Consider the following 14035-nt stretch of genomic DNA (forward strand, 5'->3'; position numbering starts at 1 on the left):
GAACGCTACTTCCTGATGAGCCAAAACTACAGTCGAACGCAGGTTTTGCGCATTGTACGCACCCATTGGACCATCGAAAACGGCCTGCACTGGCCGCTCGATGTCATCCTCGCCGAGGATCTGGCCCGCAATCGCAAGGACAACGGCCCGGCCAACCTTGCCGTGCTCAGACGACTCGCCCTCAACGTCGCCAGAGCTCACCCCGATACAAAAATCTCCTTGCGCCTCAAGCTCAAGCGCGCCGGCTGGAACGATACCTTCTTCTTCGAACTCCTAGGCCACATGCGATAGCCCTGCCTGGAGGGGGAGGGTCGATCGCGCGAAGCGCGAGCGGGGTGGGGTGATCTCTCCACTCGGGCACTGTTGGATGTGGAGGCACCGTCACCCCACCCCGTCTCACATTTCGCTGCGCTACATGTGAGCCGACCCACGGGCGGGCTACGCTCGTCCCGGACCCTCCAGGGGAGGGTAAGAGGCGCCTCACCTCTTCCACCTCTCCGCAAACCTGTGCAGCGGCATGAAGGTCTCGCACAATTCCCGGCCCAGCGGCGTCAGGCCGTAACCTCCACCGTCGCCCAGCTCCACGAAGCCCGCCTCGCGCAGCTCGGTCAGCCGGGCCTGCAGCACCGTCGGTGAGGCCTCGTCGCAGGCGCTGCGCAGGGCGCGCGAGGTGAGGGGCTCATCGCGTAACTCCCACAGGATCCGCAAGGTCCAGCGCCGGCCGAGCAGGTCGAGCAAAGCCATGATCGGCCGCCCGGTGCGCGAGCCGCGGACGCTGCGTGTTGTCGTGCCAGCCTGTTTCGTCATCGTCGCCTCTTGCGTCGTGCTACAGATAATGTAGCATCATGCTACGATAAATGTAGCAATGGAATTGGCCCATGTCCGACGCCATGCCGCGCATCGCCCCGCTCACCCCGCCTTATCCCCCGGACATCCAGGCGCAGTTCGACCGCATCATGCGCGGTGCGCCGCCGCTGATGCTGTTCCGGGTGATGGCGGGCCATGGCCGCGCCTGGGACAGGTTTCGCGCCGGCGGGCTGCTTGATCCGGGGCCGCTCTCGCTGCGCCAGCGCGAGATCGTCATCGACCGCACCTGTGCGCTGAACAGATGCGAGTACGAATGGGGTGTGCATGTCGCGATCTTTGCCGGGCCGGCGAAGCTCACCGAAGAGGAGGTGCGTGCGACCGTGCTGGGTGATGCGACGTCGGCCTGCTGGTCGCCGGCCGAGCAAGCGCTGATCGCAGCTGTCGACGCGCTGCATCATCGCGCGACGTTGAGCGACGACGAATTCGCCGCGCTCTCCGCGCACTACGACGAGGCGCAGATCCTCGAGATCATGCTGCTGTGCGGCTTCTATCGCACGGTGTCGTATCTGGCGAACGGGCTACGACTGCCGCTGGAGGAGAACGCGGCGCGGTTTCCGGCCGAGCTGTAACCGCCGTCATTGCGAGGAGCCCTTGCGACGAAGCAATCCAGAATCCCTCTGCGGAAAGATTCTGGATTGCTTCGCTTCGCTCGCAATGACGAGTGGGAAGAGCGCGCGCCTTAAGCCACGCCCGCGCGGAGCAGATCGTGCAGGTGCACGATCCCGACCACCTTGTTCGCTTCGGTCACCAGCAGCGTGGTGATCTTGCGCGTGTTCAGCACCTCGATCATCTCGGTCGCGAGCATCGAAGGCGGCACGGTCTTGGGCTGTTTCGTCATGATCTCGTCGACGGTCACCGTCAGCAGATCGGGCCGCATGTGACGGCGCAGATCGCCGTCGGTGATGATGCCGACGGCCTCGCCGGCGTCGTTGACGATACAGACGCAGCCGAGCCCCTTGGCCGACATCTCGACCACGGCTTCCGACATCTCGGTGCCGAGTGGCTTGAGCGGAATCTCCGCGCCGGTGCGCATGTAGTCGCGGACGAATTTCAGCATCGCGCCGAGCTTGCCGCCGGGGTGGAAATGCGCGAACTCCAGCGCCGTGAAGCCGCGCCCTTCGAGCAGCGCGATCGCGAGCGCGTCGCCGATCGCGGCCTGCATCAGCGTCGAGGTGGTCGGCGCCAGATTGTGCGGGCAGGCCTCGCGCGCCTTCGGCAGCTCGATCACGAGATCGGCGGCCTGGCCGAGCGAGGACAACGCGTTCGAGGTCACCGCGATCATGGGGATCGCAAAGCGCGCCGAATAGTTCACGAGGTTCTTCATCTCCGGCTGCTCGCCGGACCAGGACAGCGCCATGATGACGTCGTCGGGCGTGATCATGCCGAGGTCGCCATGACCGGCTTCGGCGGCGTGCACGAAGAAGGAAGGCGTGCCGGTCGAGGCGAGCGTGGCGGCGATCTTGCGGCCCATATGGCCCGACTTGCCGAGCCCGGTGACGATGACGCGGCCCTTGGCGTTGCGGATCAGCTCGACCGCCTTGGCGAAGGGCTCGCCCAACGGGCCGCGCAGCGCGGCAGCGAGCGCGTTGATGCCGCCGCTCTCCGTCTCCAGGGTGCGGAGCGCGGATTCGACGCTTGTCGGAATGGAGCCGGATGATTGGGTCATCAGCGGTTTCGAGCTCGGCATGGTCGGGTCCAGGGAGGAGGGGCGTTCGCCCAATTGGCGCCTGCTTAGCACGCCCCGATCAGCGAGGCGACGCGCGCCCGAACGCCCTCAACGGGTCATTAACCATAATTGTTTTAACTCCATTAACGATGGTTCCCGCCAGCCGGCGGGGATGATCGAGAAAGTGTTTGATTCCGTTGGGGTATTTCAATCGTGGGGTCGTCTCCAGGCAGGGGCCGGAGCACTGTCGCGCATGTCCTGCGCGCCGCTTTGCCGTGCCTCGCGCTGATCACCCTCGCAAGCGGCCCGGCGTCCGCCCAAAGCCTCACGCCCGACCTGTTCAATCCTAACCGCGGCGGCTTCGCCTCGCCCGACACGCTGCCGACCCGCCGCACCGCCGGCGTGCCCCAGCCACCCTCCGACGCCTTGCCCAGACTGCCCGATCCCAACGCCGACCCGCGCCAGCGCCAGCAGACGCCGGCGAGCTCGCGTGTCGGTCAGGTCCCGAGCTACGGCCTGCCTGCCGCCACCGGCGCGAGCGGCTCCGGCTACGACTCGCTCAATCGCAAGCGCCAGCAGCCCAAGCTCCATCCGGGCCAGCCGAAGCCCAAGCGCCCGGCCGGTCCCGGCTCGCCGCCGCCCGCAACGCCGGCCGCGACCCTGGGTCCGCCGCGCATCGCGCCGCCGCCGTCCGAGACCGCGCACAAGGCGCCGGTGCCGGCAGCGATGGCGGGCAACGTGCCCGGCCAGCCGCTGCGCCGCCGCCTCAAGGCCGATGACGATCCGTTCGGCGCGGTCGGCGATTACGCCGGCAGCTTCCTGATCAAGGGCGGGCTCGAGCTCTCTGCCGGCTACGACAGCAATCCGACGCGCCTCAACAAGCCGGTCGGCTCGCCCGCCTATGTGATCGCGCCCGATCTGCTCGTGGTGTCGGATTGGGAGCGCCACGCGCTGGTCGCCGACTTACGCGGCTCGTTCTCGGGCTACACCAACGACATGCCGGCGACGATCAACGGCTTCGCCTCGCCGTCGCCGGTCGAGGCCAACCGTCCCGATTTCAACGGCCATGTCGATGGCCGGCTCGACGTCACCCGCGATTTCAAGCTGACCTCGCAGCTGCGCCTACGGCTCGCCACCGACAATCCCGGCAGCCCCAACGTGCAGGCCGGGCTGCAGAGATATCCGGTCTACGCCGCCTACGGCACGACGCTCGGCTTCGACCAGACCTTCAATCGCTTCCAGGTCGCCGCCGGCGCCACGATCGACCGCACCGCCTACACCGATTCGAAGCTCACCGACGGCTCGACCTTCAGCAACGACGACCGCAACTTCAACCAATATGGCGGCGTCGGCCGCTTCTCCTACGACCTCAAGCCCGGCCTCAAACCCTTCGTCGAGGTCCAGGGCGACACCCGCGTCCACGACCAGGCCGCCGACCGCAACGGCTACTTGCGCGATTCCAACGGCGGCTATGCCAAGGTCGGCTCGTCCTTCGAGTTCTCGCGCATTCTCACCGGCGAGATCTCGGTCGGCTATTCCGCGCGCAGCTATACCGACCCGCGCCTCAGCCAGCTTTCCGGCTTCCTCACCACCGGCTCCCTGATCTGGAGCGCCAGCGGCCTCACCACGGTGAAGTTCTTCACCGACACGCAGATCTCGGAGACCACGGTCGCCGGCTCCTCCGGCGTCCTGGTGCGCACCTACTCAGCCGAAGTCGATCACGACTTCCGCCGCTGGCTCACCGCGGTCGGCAAGTTCACCTACGGCACGCTCGACTATCAGGGCCAGAACCGCAACGACAAGACCTACTCGCTCGAAAGCAGCCTGATCTACAAGCTCAACCGCAACATCTGGGTGAAAGGCACGCTGCGCCACGACATCCTGGATTCGAACCAGGCTGGCTCGAGCTCGCAGGGGACGGTGGTGCTGCTGGGGGTGAGGCTGCAGAATTGAGGCAGTTGTTAGCGCGCCTCATTAGACGAAGCGCGAGACCCGGCTCTCTTCGATCGTCATTGCGGGGCGCGCCAATAGGCGCGAACCCGGAATCCATAGAGCGTCAGCGCTTGTGGATGAATGGATTCCGGGCTCGCGCTCCGCGCGCCCCGGAATGACCAGCTTACCTACCGCGGCAGATCCGTCTTCCCCATCAGGAACGTGTCGATCGACCGCGCGCACAGCCGGCCCTCGCGGATCGCCCACACCACCAGCGATTGGCCGCGGCGCATGTCGCCGGCGGTGAACACGTTCGGGCGCGAGGTCTGGTAGTCCAGTGTGTTGGCCTTGACGTTGCCGCGCGGGTCGAGCTCGACCGCGAGCAGCTTTAGGAGGCCCTCGTGCACGGGATGGACGAAGCCCATTGCCAGCAGGACGAGCTCGGCCTCGAGCTCGAACTCGGTGCCGGCAATCGGCTTGAACTTGTCGTCGACGCGGACGCAGTGCAGCTTCTTGACCTGGCCGTTCTCGCCGGAGAACTTCTGGGTCAGCACGGCGTATTCGCGGATCGCGCCTTCGGCTTGGCTCGACGAGGTCCGCATCTTCAGCGGCCAATTCGGCCAGGTCAGGCCCTTGTTCTCGCGCTCGGGCGGCGCGGGCATGATCTCGAGCTGGGTCACCGACAGCGCGCCCTGGCGCAGCGAGGTGCCGATGCAGTCGCTTCCGGTGTCGCCGCCGCCGATGACGACGACATGCTTGCCGCCGGCCAGGATCTCCTGGACGCCGCCGAGCGGCTCCTCGGAGACGCGGCGGTTCTGCTGCGGCAGGAAGTCCATGGCGTAGTGGATGCCGGCGAGCTCGCGGCCGGGGATCGGCAGGTCGCGCGGCGCTTCCGCGCCGCCGGTGAGCGCCACCGCATCGTATTCGTTGAGCAGCTCGCGCGGATCGACGTTGCCCTCAGCCCCGACATGGCTGTTGTAGTGGAAGGTGACGCCTTCGGCTTCCATCTGCTTGACGCGGCGGTCGATGACGCCCTTCTCCATCTTGAAGTCGGGAATGCCGTAGCGCAACAGGCCGCCGGCCTTGGCATACTTCTCGTAGACGTGGACGTCGTGGCCGGCGCGCGCCAGCTGCTGCGCGCAGGCCATGCCGGCCGGACCCGAGCCGATCACCGCGACCTTCTTGCCGGTCTTCTCCGCGGCGACTTCAGGCTTGAGCCAGCCATTGTCCCAGGCGCGGTCGACGATCGCGCATTCGATGGTCTTGATGGTGACGGGGTTGTCGTCGATGTTGAGCGTGCAGGACGCTTCGCACGGCGCCGGGCAAATGCGCCCCGTGAACTCCGGGAAATTGTTGGTCGAGTGCAGGTTGCGCGAGGCTTCTTCCCAATTGCCCTGATAGACGAGGTCGTTCCAGTCCGGGATCTGGTTGTTGACCGGACAGCCCGGCGTGCCGGGCGCGACCGAGCCGGTGCCGTGGCAATAGGGAATGCCGCAATTCATGCAGCGCGCGGCTTGGTCGCGCACCTCCTTTTCGGAGAGCGGAACGACAAACTCGTGAAAATGCTTAAGTCGCTCGGCGACCGGGGTGTACTTGCGGTCGTGCCGTTCGATTTCCAGAAAACCCGTGATCTTGCCCATTAAACCCGAAGTCCCTGCCGCTTGGTCGTTTGTTGCTTCCTCACCGTCATTGCGAGGAGCGAAGCGACGAAGCAATCCAGTCTGCTGCCTAAGGAGAAGGTCTGGATTGCTTCGCTACGCTCGCAATGACGGGCGCTGATAGTCTTACGCCCCGATCGCGATTTTCGGCTCGGCGTCCGCATTGGCCGCCAGTTCGCGCAGCGCGCGCCGGTACTCGACCGGCATCACCTTGCGGAATTTGGGCAGCCAGTCCTTCCAATTGGCGAGGATGTCGGCGGCGCGCTTGGAGCCGGTCGCCTTGGCGTGGCGCGAGATCAGGACGTGTAGCCGCTCGACGTCGGAGGCGAGCAGGTTCTTGAACACGTCGACCCGGCCGTGCGCCTCGAGGTCGCCGGCATGGTGATAGGTGCCGGCGTTGATCAGCTCCTCCGACAGCACCGGCTCGAGCTCGACCATGCTGAGGTTGCACAGCTTGTCGAAGTCGCCGGCCTCGTCCAGCACATAGGCGATGCCGCCGGACATGCCGGCCGCGAAGTTGCGCCCGGTCTTGCCGAGCACGACCACGATGCCGCCGGTCATGTATTCGCAGCAATGATCGCCGGCGCCCTCGACCACGGCGACCGCGCCCGAGTTGCGCACGGCAAAACGCTCACCGGCGATGCCGCGGAAGTAGCACTCGCCCTCGATCGCGCCGTACATCACGGTATTGCCGACGATGATGCTCTCTTCCGGCACGATGGCCGAGTTCCTCGGCGGCTTGACGATGATCTTGCCGCCCGAGAGGCCCTTGCCGACATAGTCGTTGGCTTCACCTTCGAGCTCGAAGGTTACGCCGTGGGCGAGCCAGGCACCGAAGGCCTGACCGGCGGTGCCCTTGAGGCTGACATGGATGGTGTCGTGCGGCAGGCCGGCATGGCCGTAGATCTTGGCGACCGCGCCCGACAGCATCGCGCCCGCCGAGCGGTTGGTGCTGTTGATGGCGGCCTCGATCTTCACCGGCGCGCCGCGGTCGAGCGCTGCTTGCGCCTTCTCGATCAGCGTGCGGTCGAGCACCGCCTCCAGATGATGGTTCTGGCGCTCGGAGTGATAGATCTTCTGGCCCTTCTCCTCTTTCTGCTTGACGAAGAGCTTGGAGAAGTCGAGCCCCTTGGCCTTCCAGTGCGCGACCAGCTTGGTCTGATCGAGCAGCTGCACCTGGCCGACCATCTCGTTGAAGGTGCGGAAGCCGAGCGAAGCCATGATCTCGCGGACTTCCTCCGCCACGAAGAAGAAGTAGTTGATCACGTGCTCGGGCTGGCCGGTGAAGCGCTTGCGCAGGACGGGGTCCTGGGTCGCGACGCCGACCGGGCAGGTGTTGAGATGGCACTTGCGCATCATGATGCAGCCGGCCGCGATCAGCGGCGCGGTGGCGAAGCCGAACTCGTCGGCGCCGAGCAGCGCGCCGATCACGACGTCACGGCCGGTGCGGAAGCCGCCGTCGACCTGGACCACGATGCGGCTGCGCAGCCGCTCGCGCACCAGGGTCTGGTGGGTCTCGGCAAGCCCGATCTCCCAGGGCGATCCCGCATGCTTGATCGAGGTCAGGGGCGACGCACCCGTGCCGCCCTCGAAGCCCGCGATGGTGACATGGTCGGCGCGCGCCTTGGCAACGCCCGCGGCCACGGTGCCGACACCGATCTCGGAGACGAGCTTGACCGAGACGTCGCCCGTCGGGTTGACGTTCTTGAGGTCGTAGATGAGCTGCGCCAGATCCTCGATCGAGTAGATGTCATGGTGTGGCGGCGGCGAGATCAGGCCGACGCCCGGCGTCGAGTGCCGGACTCGTGCGATGGTCGCGTCGACCTTGTGGCCGGGCAGCTGACCGCCTTCGCCGGGCTTGGCACCCTGCGCCATCTTGATCTGCATCATGTCGGAGTTGACGAGATACTCCGTGGTGACGCCGAAGCGGCCCGAGGCGACCTGCTTGATCGCCGAACGCATGGAATCGCCGTTCGGCATCGGCTTGAAGCGATCGGCTTCCTCGCCGCCCTCGCCGGTGTTCGACTTGCCGCCGATCCGGTTCATGGCGATCGCGAGCGTGGTGTGCGCCTCGCGCGAGATCGAGCCGAAGCTCATCGCGCCCGTGGCGAAGCGCTTGACGATCTCCTTGGCCGGCTCGACCTGGTCGAGCGGCACAGGCTTGCGCTTCTCCTCCTCCGCGCTCTTGATCCGGAACAGGCCGCGCAGCGTCAACAGGCGCTCCGACTGCTCGTTGAGCGTCTTGGCGAAGGCGCGATAGCGCTCCTGCGAATTGCCGCGCGCGGCGTGCTGCAGCAGCGACACCGACTCCGCGGTCCAGGCATGGTCCTCGCCGCGGCTGCGATAGGCATATTCGCCGCCGACGTCGAGCGCGGTCTTGTAGACCTGCGCCTCGCCGAACGCGTCGGCATGGCGGCGCACGGCTTCCTCGGCGATCTCGGCGAGGCCGACGCCTTCGACGCGGGTATGCGTGCCGGCGAAGAACTTCGACACGAAGTCGGCCTTGAGGCCGACCGCGTCGAAGATCTGGGCGCCGCAATAGGACTGGTAGGTCGAGATGCCCATCTTGGACATCACCTTGAGCAGCCCCTTGCCGATCGATTTGATGTAGCGCTTGACGATCTCATAGTCGTCGAGCGAGCCGGGCAGGCGGTCCTTCATCGCGATGATGGTTTCGAACGCGAGGTAGGGGTTGATCGCTTCGGCGCCGTAGCCGGCAAGGCAGGCGAAGTGATGCACTTCGCGCGGCTCGCCGGATTCAACGACGAGGCCGACCGAGGTGCGCAGGCCGGTGCGGATCAGGTGATGATGCACGGCGGCGCAGGCCAGCAGCGAGGGGATCGGCACGCGGTCGGTGCCGACCATGCGGTCGGACAGGATGATGATGTTGACGCCCTCGCGCACCGCGCTCTCGGCGCGCGCGCAGAGCTCGTCCAGCACCTGGTCCATGCCGGCCGCGCCGAGGCCGGCGTGGAAGGTGGTGTCCAGCGTGCGCGACCTGAAATGCGTGTCGGCCACGTCCGAGATCGAGCGGATCTTTTCCAGGTCCGCGTCGGTCAGGATCGGCTGGCGCACTTCGAGGCGCTTGGTCGTGGCCATGCCCTGCAGGTCGAACAGGTTCGGCCGCGGCCCGATGATCGAGACGAGGCTCATCACCAGCTCCTCGCGGATCGGGTCGATCGGCGGGTTGGTGACCTGCGCGAAGTTCTGCTTGAAGTAGGTGAACAGCGGCTTGGCCTTGTCCGACAGCGCCGAGATCGGCGTGTCGTTGCCCATCGAGCCCGCGGCTTCCTCGCCCGTGGCCGCCATCGGCGTCATCAGGATGGTGATGTCTTCCTGGCTGTAGCCGAACGCCTGCTGGCGGTCGAGCAGCGACAGGTTGGAGCGCACGCCGGTGGTCGGCACCTTCGGCAGGTCTTCGAGCACGATCTGGGTCCGCTCCAGCCACTCCTTGTAGGGATGGCTGGCGGCGAGCGAAGCCTTGATCTCGTCGTCCGGGATCAGGCGGCCCTGCTCGAGGTCGACCAGCAGCATCTTGCCGGGCTGCAGCCGCCACTTGGTGATGATCTGGTCCTCAGGGATCGTCAGCACGCCCATCTCGGAGGCCATGACGATGCGATCGTCCTTGGTGACGAGATAGCGCGCAGGCCGGAGGCCGTTGCGGTCGAGCGTGGCGCCGATTTGGCGGCCGTCGGTGAAGGCGATCGCGGCGGGGCCGTCCCACGGCTCCATCAGCGCGGCATGATATTCGTAGAAGGCGCGGCGCTTCTCATCCATCAAGGGATTGCCGGCCCACGCCTCCGGAATCATCATCATCACGGCGTGCGGCAGCGAGTAGCCGCCTTGCACCAGGAATTCGAGCGCGTTGTCGAAGCAGGCGGTGTCCGACTGGCCTTCATAGGAGATCGGCCACAGCCGGTTGATGTCCTTGCCGTAAAGCTCGGAGCTGACCGAGGCTTGGCGCGCCGCCATCCAGTTGACGTTGCCGCGCAGCGTGTTGATCTCGCCGTTGTGCGCGATCATGCGGTAGGGATGCGCCAGCGACCAGGCCGGGAAGGTGTTGGTCGAGAAGCGCTGGTGCACGAGCGCGAGCGCGCTCTCGAAGTCAGCCTCGTGCAGATCGGGATAGTACTTGCCGAGCTGGTCGGCGAGGAACATGCCCTTGTAGATCACGGTGCGGCAGGACATCGAGCACGGGTAATAGCCGGCGAGGCCGCGGTCGCGGCGCTGGTAGATCGCCTGCGAGATCGACTTGCGCAGGATGTAGAGCCGGCGCTCGAACTCGTCCTCGGTCTTGGCGGTGCCGTTGCGGCCGATGAACACCTGCATGCAGGCGGGCTCGGTCGGCTTCACGGTGACGCCCAGCGAGGAATTGTCGGTCGGCACGTCGCGCCAGCCGAGCAGGGTCAGACCCTCTTCCTTGATCTGGTCGGCGACGATGCTCTTGATGACGTTGCGCCAGGCGGTGTCGCGCGGCATGAACAACGCGCCGATGGCGTATTCGCCGGGCTGAGGCAGCGTGAAGCCGAGCTCCCCGGCCTTGCGGCTGAAGAAGGCGTGCGGGATCTGCACCAGAATGCCGGCGCCGTCACCGGCGCGCGGGTCGGCGCCGACGGCGCCGCGATGCTCGAGGTTGCAGAGGATGCTCAGCGCGTCCGAGACGATCTCGTGCGACTTCTTGCCCTTGATGTTGGCGATGAAGCCGACGCCGCAAGAATCCTTCTCAAGATTCGGATCGTACAGGCCTTCGGCTTTGGGGCGCGAATTGTGCTCTTGAATCGGTGAGGTGATCGGATCGGTCGTTTTCGAGGCGACCGTCGCCGACAGCTCTTCTGCCACGATGTTTGCGCGCTCGAATTGCGACCCGTTCATTGTTCCTGTCCTCTCCATGCGGCAAGCTGCCTCACCGCCATCTTCGGCGCACCTTGGGCGTCCCGCGGCACCCGCTCCTGGGCCACCGCTCGTCCGCTGCGAGCCGCATTTTCTTAAATTCAGGCCTAGGCGCTCTTCGTCCCCGAGAGCGGCTTTGCCTGGTACCTTGCCGGCGCTCGAGAGCACCAGTTCTCGCTGCAATCCCTATGCCGGAACCGCAAGCAAAATTGAGACAGTCTTCCTGTCCTAACCATCACCTTGCCAAATTTTTGTCTAGCACACAAGCGCGCGGAAGTCCCGATTCCGCAGAAGTCAATCGATCGCTTTCCAAAAGTTGCGCAGCGCCGGTTTTGAGGCAAACGCGCCCTGATCCGGCCCCGCCGGCGCCGAAATCCCCAACGAAGCTTCGGATCAACCCTTCGGAAGGCGCGCCACGCCGCGAGAAGCGAAAGAGGGCGGCCACCGGAGGGCCTGACAGGAGCGTCTGGATCATGAAGTTTTTCACAGGATGTGTGGCCGCCGCCGCGCTGGTGCTGGCTGCCAGTGCGGGGCATGCTCAGGTTCCCGCCGGCGGTATCGCGAGAGGAGCCGTTATCGCGGTCTCGGATTTCGACGGGCCCTACGCGCCGCCGCAGGCTGCTCCGCCGCGTTACGGTTATGGCCACTACGAGGAGCGCGGCCCTGCGCTGGCCCTGTTGCCGCCGACCGAGGTTTACGCCGTGCTGCGCGAAAACGGCTTCTCGCCGCTCGGCATTCCGCGCCTGCGCGGCAGCGTCTACACGATCGCGGTGATCGACAGAAGCGGCGACGATGGCCGGCTGGTGATCGACGCCCGCGACGGGCGGATCATCCGCTTCATGCCCGCCACTGATGCCTATGGCATGGCGCCAGCCTATGACGAACCTGCCGTCGCGCCTTATGGTCCGCAAACCGCGCTGCCGCCGCCGACCGTGATCCGCAGCGGTCCGCCGCGCCCACCGGCGTCGATCCCGCATGTGGCAAGCCGCGCCGTGCCGCTGCCGAAGGCCGCCCCGCGGCGCGCCGAGACGCCGGTCGCCGTTGCCAAGCCGGCGGAGCCTGCCGCGCAGCAGGTGCAGGCCCAGCCCGCGCAGCAAGCCGCCGTGGTGCAAGCCAAGCCGGCCGAAGCCGCGGCACCCACGGTTGGTCAGGCCAAGCCCCTGCCGACGATCCTGCCGACGCAGGACATGCCGGCCGCGCAGGGGCTGGATTAGGGCGATGCGAGTTTGAAGCGACAGTGCCCATCACACCCTCGCTGTCGTCCCGGCGAAGGCGGGGACCCATAACCCCAGGGAGCGGTTTGGCGATGACTAGGAGTCCGGTACTCGCACCTCATCCCCACCGATAGATCACGCGGTATGGGTCCCCGCCTTCGCGGGGACGACATCCGGGAGAGAGTTGGCCAAAACAAAAGGCGCCTGAGACCTCAGGCGCCTTTTGCAATCACAGCAATCACCTCAGCTCCGCGGATGCCCCGCCGCATCCAGGATCAAATTCGCCACCTGCTTCGGATGCGACACCAGCGAAAGGTGGCCGGCATCGAGCTCGATCGTGGTGGCGTTCATGCGCTTGGCGAGGAAGCGCTCGAAATCGGGGTTGATGGTGTAGTCGTTCTTCGACACTGCGTACCAGCTCGGCTTGGAGCGCCACGCCGCCTCCGTGGTGCGGCCGGCGAAGATCGAGGCCGCGGTCGGCCATTGCACGGCGTAGAGCTCCTTGGCCTGCTCCGGCTTCACGCCGTTGGCGAAGTACTTCAGGAAGGCGTCTTCCGAGAGCTTGGTGTAGCCGTCGCGCTCGACGATGCCGGCACGCGCGGGCCCGGTCGGAAACTGCTTCGACAGCGCCACGAAATCCTCGTTCGCATCGGGCGCCCGTGCGGCGACGTAGACGAGGCCGGTGACCTTCGGGTCGGTGCCGACCTGGCTGATCACGGTGCCGCCCCAGGAATGCGCGACCAGCACCGTCGGCCCGTCCTGCTCGGCCAGCGCCCGCTTCGTCGCCTCGACGGACTCGCTGAGCGATGACAGCGGATTCTGCACGGCCGTCACATGCAGGCCTGCAGCCTGCAGGATCGGGATCACCTCCGACCAGCTCGATCCGTCGGCCCAGGCGCCGTGCACCAGCACGACGTTCTTCGCCTTCACCGTCTGCGGTGTCTGGGCATGAGCGAGGTTGATGGGGGCCGCCAACAGGCTCGCGGCGACGAAAAGGCTGCGCCAGAGTGACATGATCTTTCTCCGTCTTGTTTGGGGTCGATGCCCAAAGGACGGCGCGCGGGGCCGCAGCGTTACGCCTTCACCGTTCTGTGATGCAGTGCAAAATAAAAAAACGCCCCGGGGCACCGGGGCGTTTTCGCAACCTGGAAGTCGCTGGGTTTGGTCGCTTGGCTCAGGCGGCCTGCGCGGCGGAGTTCTCGATCACCTGCGCCTTCGCGCCGGCGTTGATCGCGATCTGGCGCGGCTTCTTGGCCTCGGGAATCTCGCGGACGAGGTCGACGTGAAGCAGCCCGTTCTCGAGCGAGGCGTCCTTCACCTGCACGAAGTCGGCAAGCTGGAAGGCGCGCTCGAAGGCACGCGCGGCGATGCCGCGGTAGAGCACTTCGGATTTCGAGTTCTCGTTCGCGACCTTCTCGCCCTTGATCGTCAGCGTGTTTTCCTTGGCGACGATGGAGAGCTCGTCCTTGGCAAAGCCCGAGACCGCGACGGTGATGCGGTAGGCGTTCTCGCCGGTGCGCTCGATGTTGTAGGGGGGATAACCGGGGCTGCCGTCGGAGCTGGCCTGGTCGAGCAGGTTGAAGAGACGGTCGAAGCCGACGGTGGAACGATAGAACGGAGTGAGATCGTAGGTACGCATGGTCAAGTCCTCCATTGAGCGACTGTTTGGTAACCCGCCCGCCAATCGGGCCGGGCTTTGTCTGTGTGCAGCCTGATGTTCCGGTTCCGAAACACTGGTAGCGGCCTGCACGAAGGTGATATGGGTGGAACGAGACGGCGTTCAAGAGGGCGGGACAGGCGCCTTTTCG

10 protein-coding genes are annotated in these 14035 nt (G+C 66.0%); 4 read left to right on the top strand and 6 right to left on the bottom strand.

The genetic code is table 11. The annotated features are described in order from the left end of the window. The coding region (locus HZZ16_RS34300; protein ID WP_197954922.1) for an ISAs1 family transposase at nt 1-291 on the top strand (291 nt) is incomplete at its 5' end. Nucleotides 292-480: 189 nt separating this feature from the next. On the opposite strand, the gene HZZ16_RS34305 is transcribed toward HZZ16_RS34300, so the two are convergent. After that, nucleotides 481-807 carry a winged helix-turn-helix transcriptional regulator gene (locus HZZ16_RS34305; protein ID WP_197954923.1) on the bottom strand — a complete coding sequence of 109 codons (327 nt, stop codon included), beginning with the start codon at nt 805-807 and terminating at the stop codon, nt 481-483. A 71-nt stretch (nt 808-878) separates the two neighbouring features. Between HZZ16_RS34305 and HZZ16_RS34310 the strand changes: the two genes are divergently transcribed. Then, nucleotides 879-1436, top strand: coding sequence for a carboxymuconolactone decarboxylase family protein (locus tag HZZ16_RS34310; RefSeq protein WP_197954924.1), 558 nt, complete (start codon nt 879-881; stop codon nt 1434-1436). 110 nt (nt 1437-1546) lie between these two features. Here the strand turns inward: HZZ16_RS34310 and HZZ16_RS34315 are convergent, their stop codons facing one another. After that, nucleotides 1547-2554: a KpsF/GutQ family sugar-phosphate isomerase gene (locus HZZ16_RS34315; protein ID WP_197954926.1), complete on the bottom strand. Its 1008-nt coding sequence runs from the start codon at nt 2552-2554 to the stop codon at nt 1547-1549. Between the two features lie 192 nt (nt 2555-2746). Here HZZ16_RS34315 and HZZ16_RS34320 point away from each other — a divergent pair, with 192 nt between their 5' ends. Further along, nucleotides 2747-4486 carry an outer membrane beta-barrel protein gene (locus HZZ16_RS34320; protein WP_197954928.1) on the top strand — a complete coding sequence of 580 codons (1740 nt, stop codon included), beginning with the start codon at nt 2747-2749 and terminating at the stop codon, nt 4484-4486. Between the two features lie 167 nt (nt 4487-4653). On the opposite strand, the gene HZZ16_RS34325 is transcribed toward HZZ16_RS34320, so the two are convergent. Both HZZ16_RS34325 and gltB read right to left on the bottom strand, forming a co-directional pair. Continuing rightward, nucleotides 4654-6105: a glutamate synthase subunit beta gene (locus HZZ16_RS34325; RefSeq protein WP_197954930.1), complete on the bottom strand. Its 1452-nt coding sequence runs from the start codon at nt 6103-6105 to the stop codon at nt 4654-4656. Nucleotides 6106-6249: 144 nt separating this feature from the next. Then, nucleotides 6250-10995, bottom strand: coding sequence for a glutamate synthase large subunit (gene gltB, locus HZZ16_RS34330; RefSeq protein WP_197954932.1), 4746 nt, complete (start codon nt 10993-10995; stop codon nt 6250-6252). Between the two features lie 491 nt (nt 10996-11486). On the opposite strand from gltB, the gene HZZ16_RS34335 reads away from it, so the two are divergent. Beyond that, nucleotides 11487-12227, top strand: coding sequence for a hypothetical protein (locus tag HZZ16_RS34335; RefSeq protein WP_197954934.1), 741 nt, complete (start codon nt 11487-11489; stop codon nt 12225-12227). Between the two features lie 243 nt (nt 12228-12470). Here HZZ16_RS34335 and HZZ16_RS34340 read toward each other — a convergent pair whose 3' ends face one another. Further along, nucleotides 12471-13241: an alpha/beta fold hydrolase gene (locus tag HZZ16_RS34340; RefSeq protein ID WP_197954936.1), complete on the bottom strand. Its 771-nt coding sequence runs from the start codon at nt 13239-13241 to the stop codon at nt 12471-12473. A 160-nt stretch (nt 13242-13401) separates the two neighbouring features. Beyond that, on the bottom strand, nt 13402-13866 hold the full coding sequence (locus HZZ16_RS34345; RefSeq protein WP_025032242.1) for an Hsp20 family protein: 465 nt from the start codon (nt 13864-13866) through the stop codon (nt 13402-13404). Nucleotides 13867-14035 lie beyond the last annotated feature (169 nt).

This window comes from Bradyrhizobium glycinis, from assembly GCF_016031655.1.
Taxonomy (GTDB): domain Bacteria; phylum Pseudomonadota; class Alphaproteobacteria; order Rhizobiales; family Xanthobacteraceae; genus Bradyrhizobium; species Bradyrhizobium glycinis.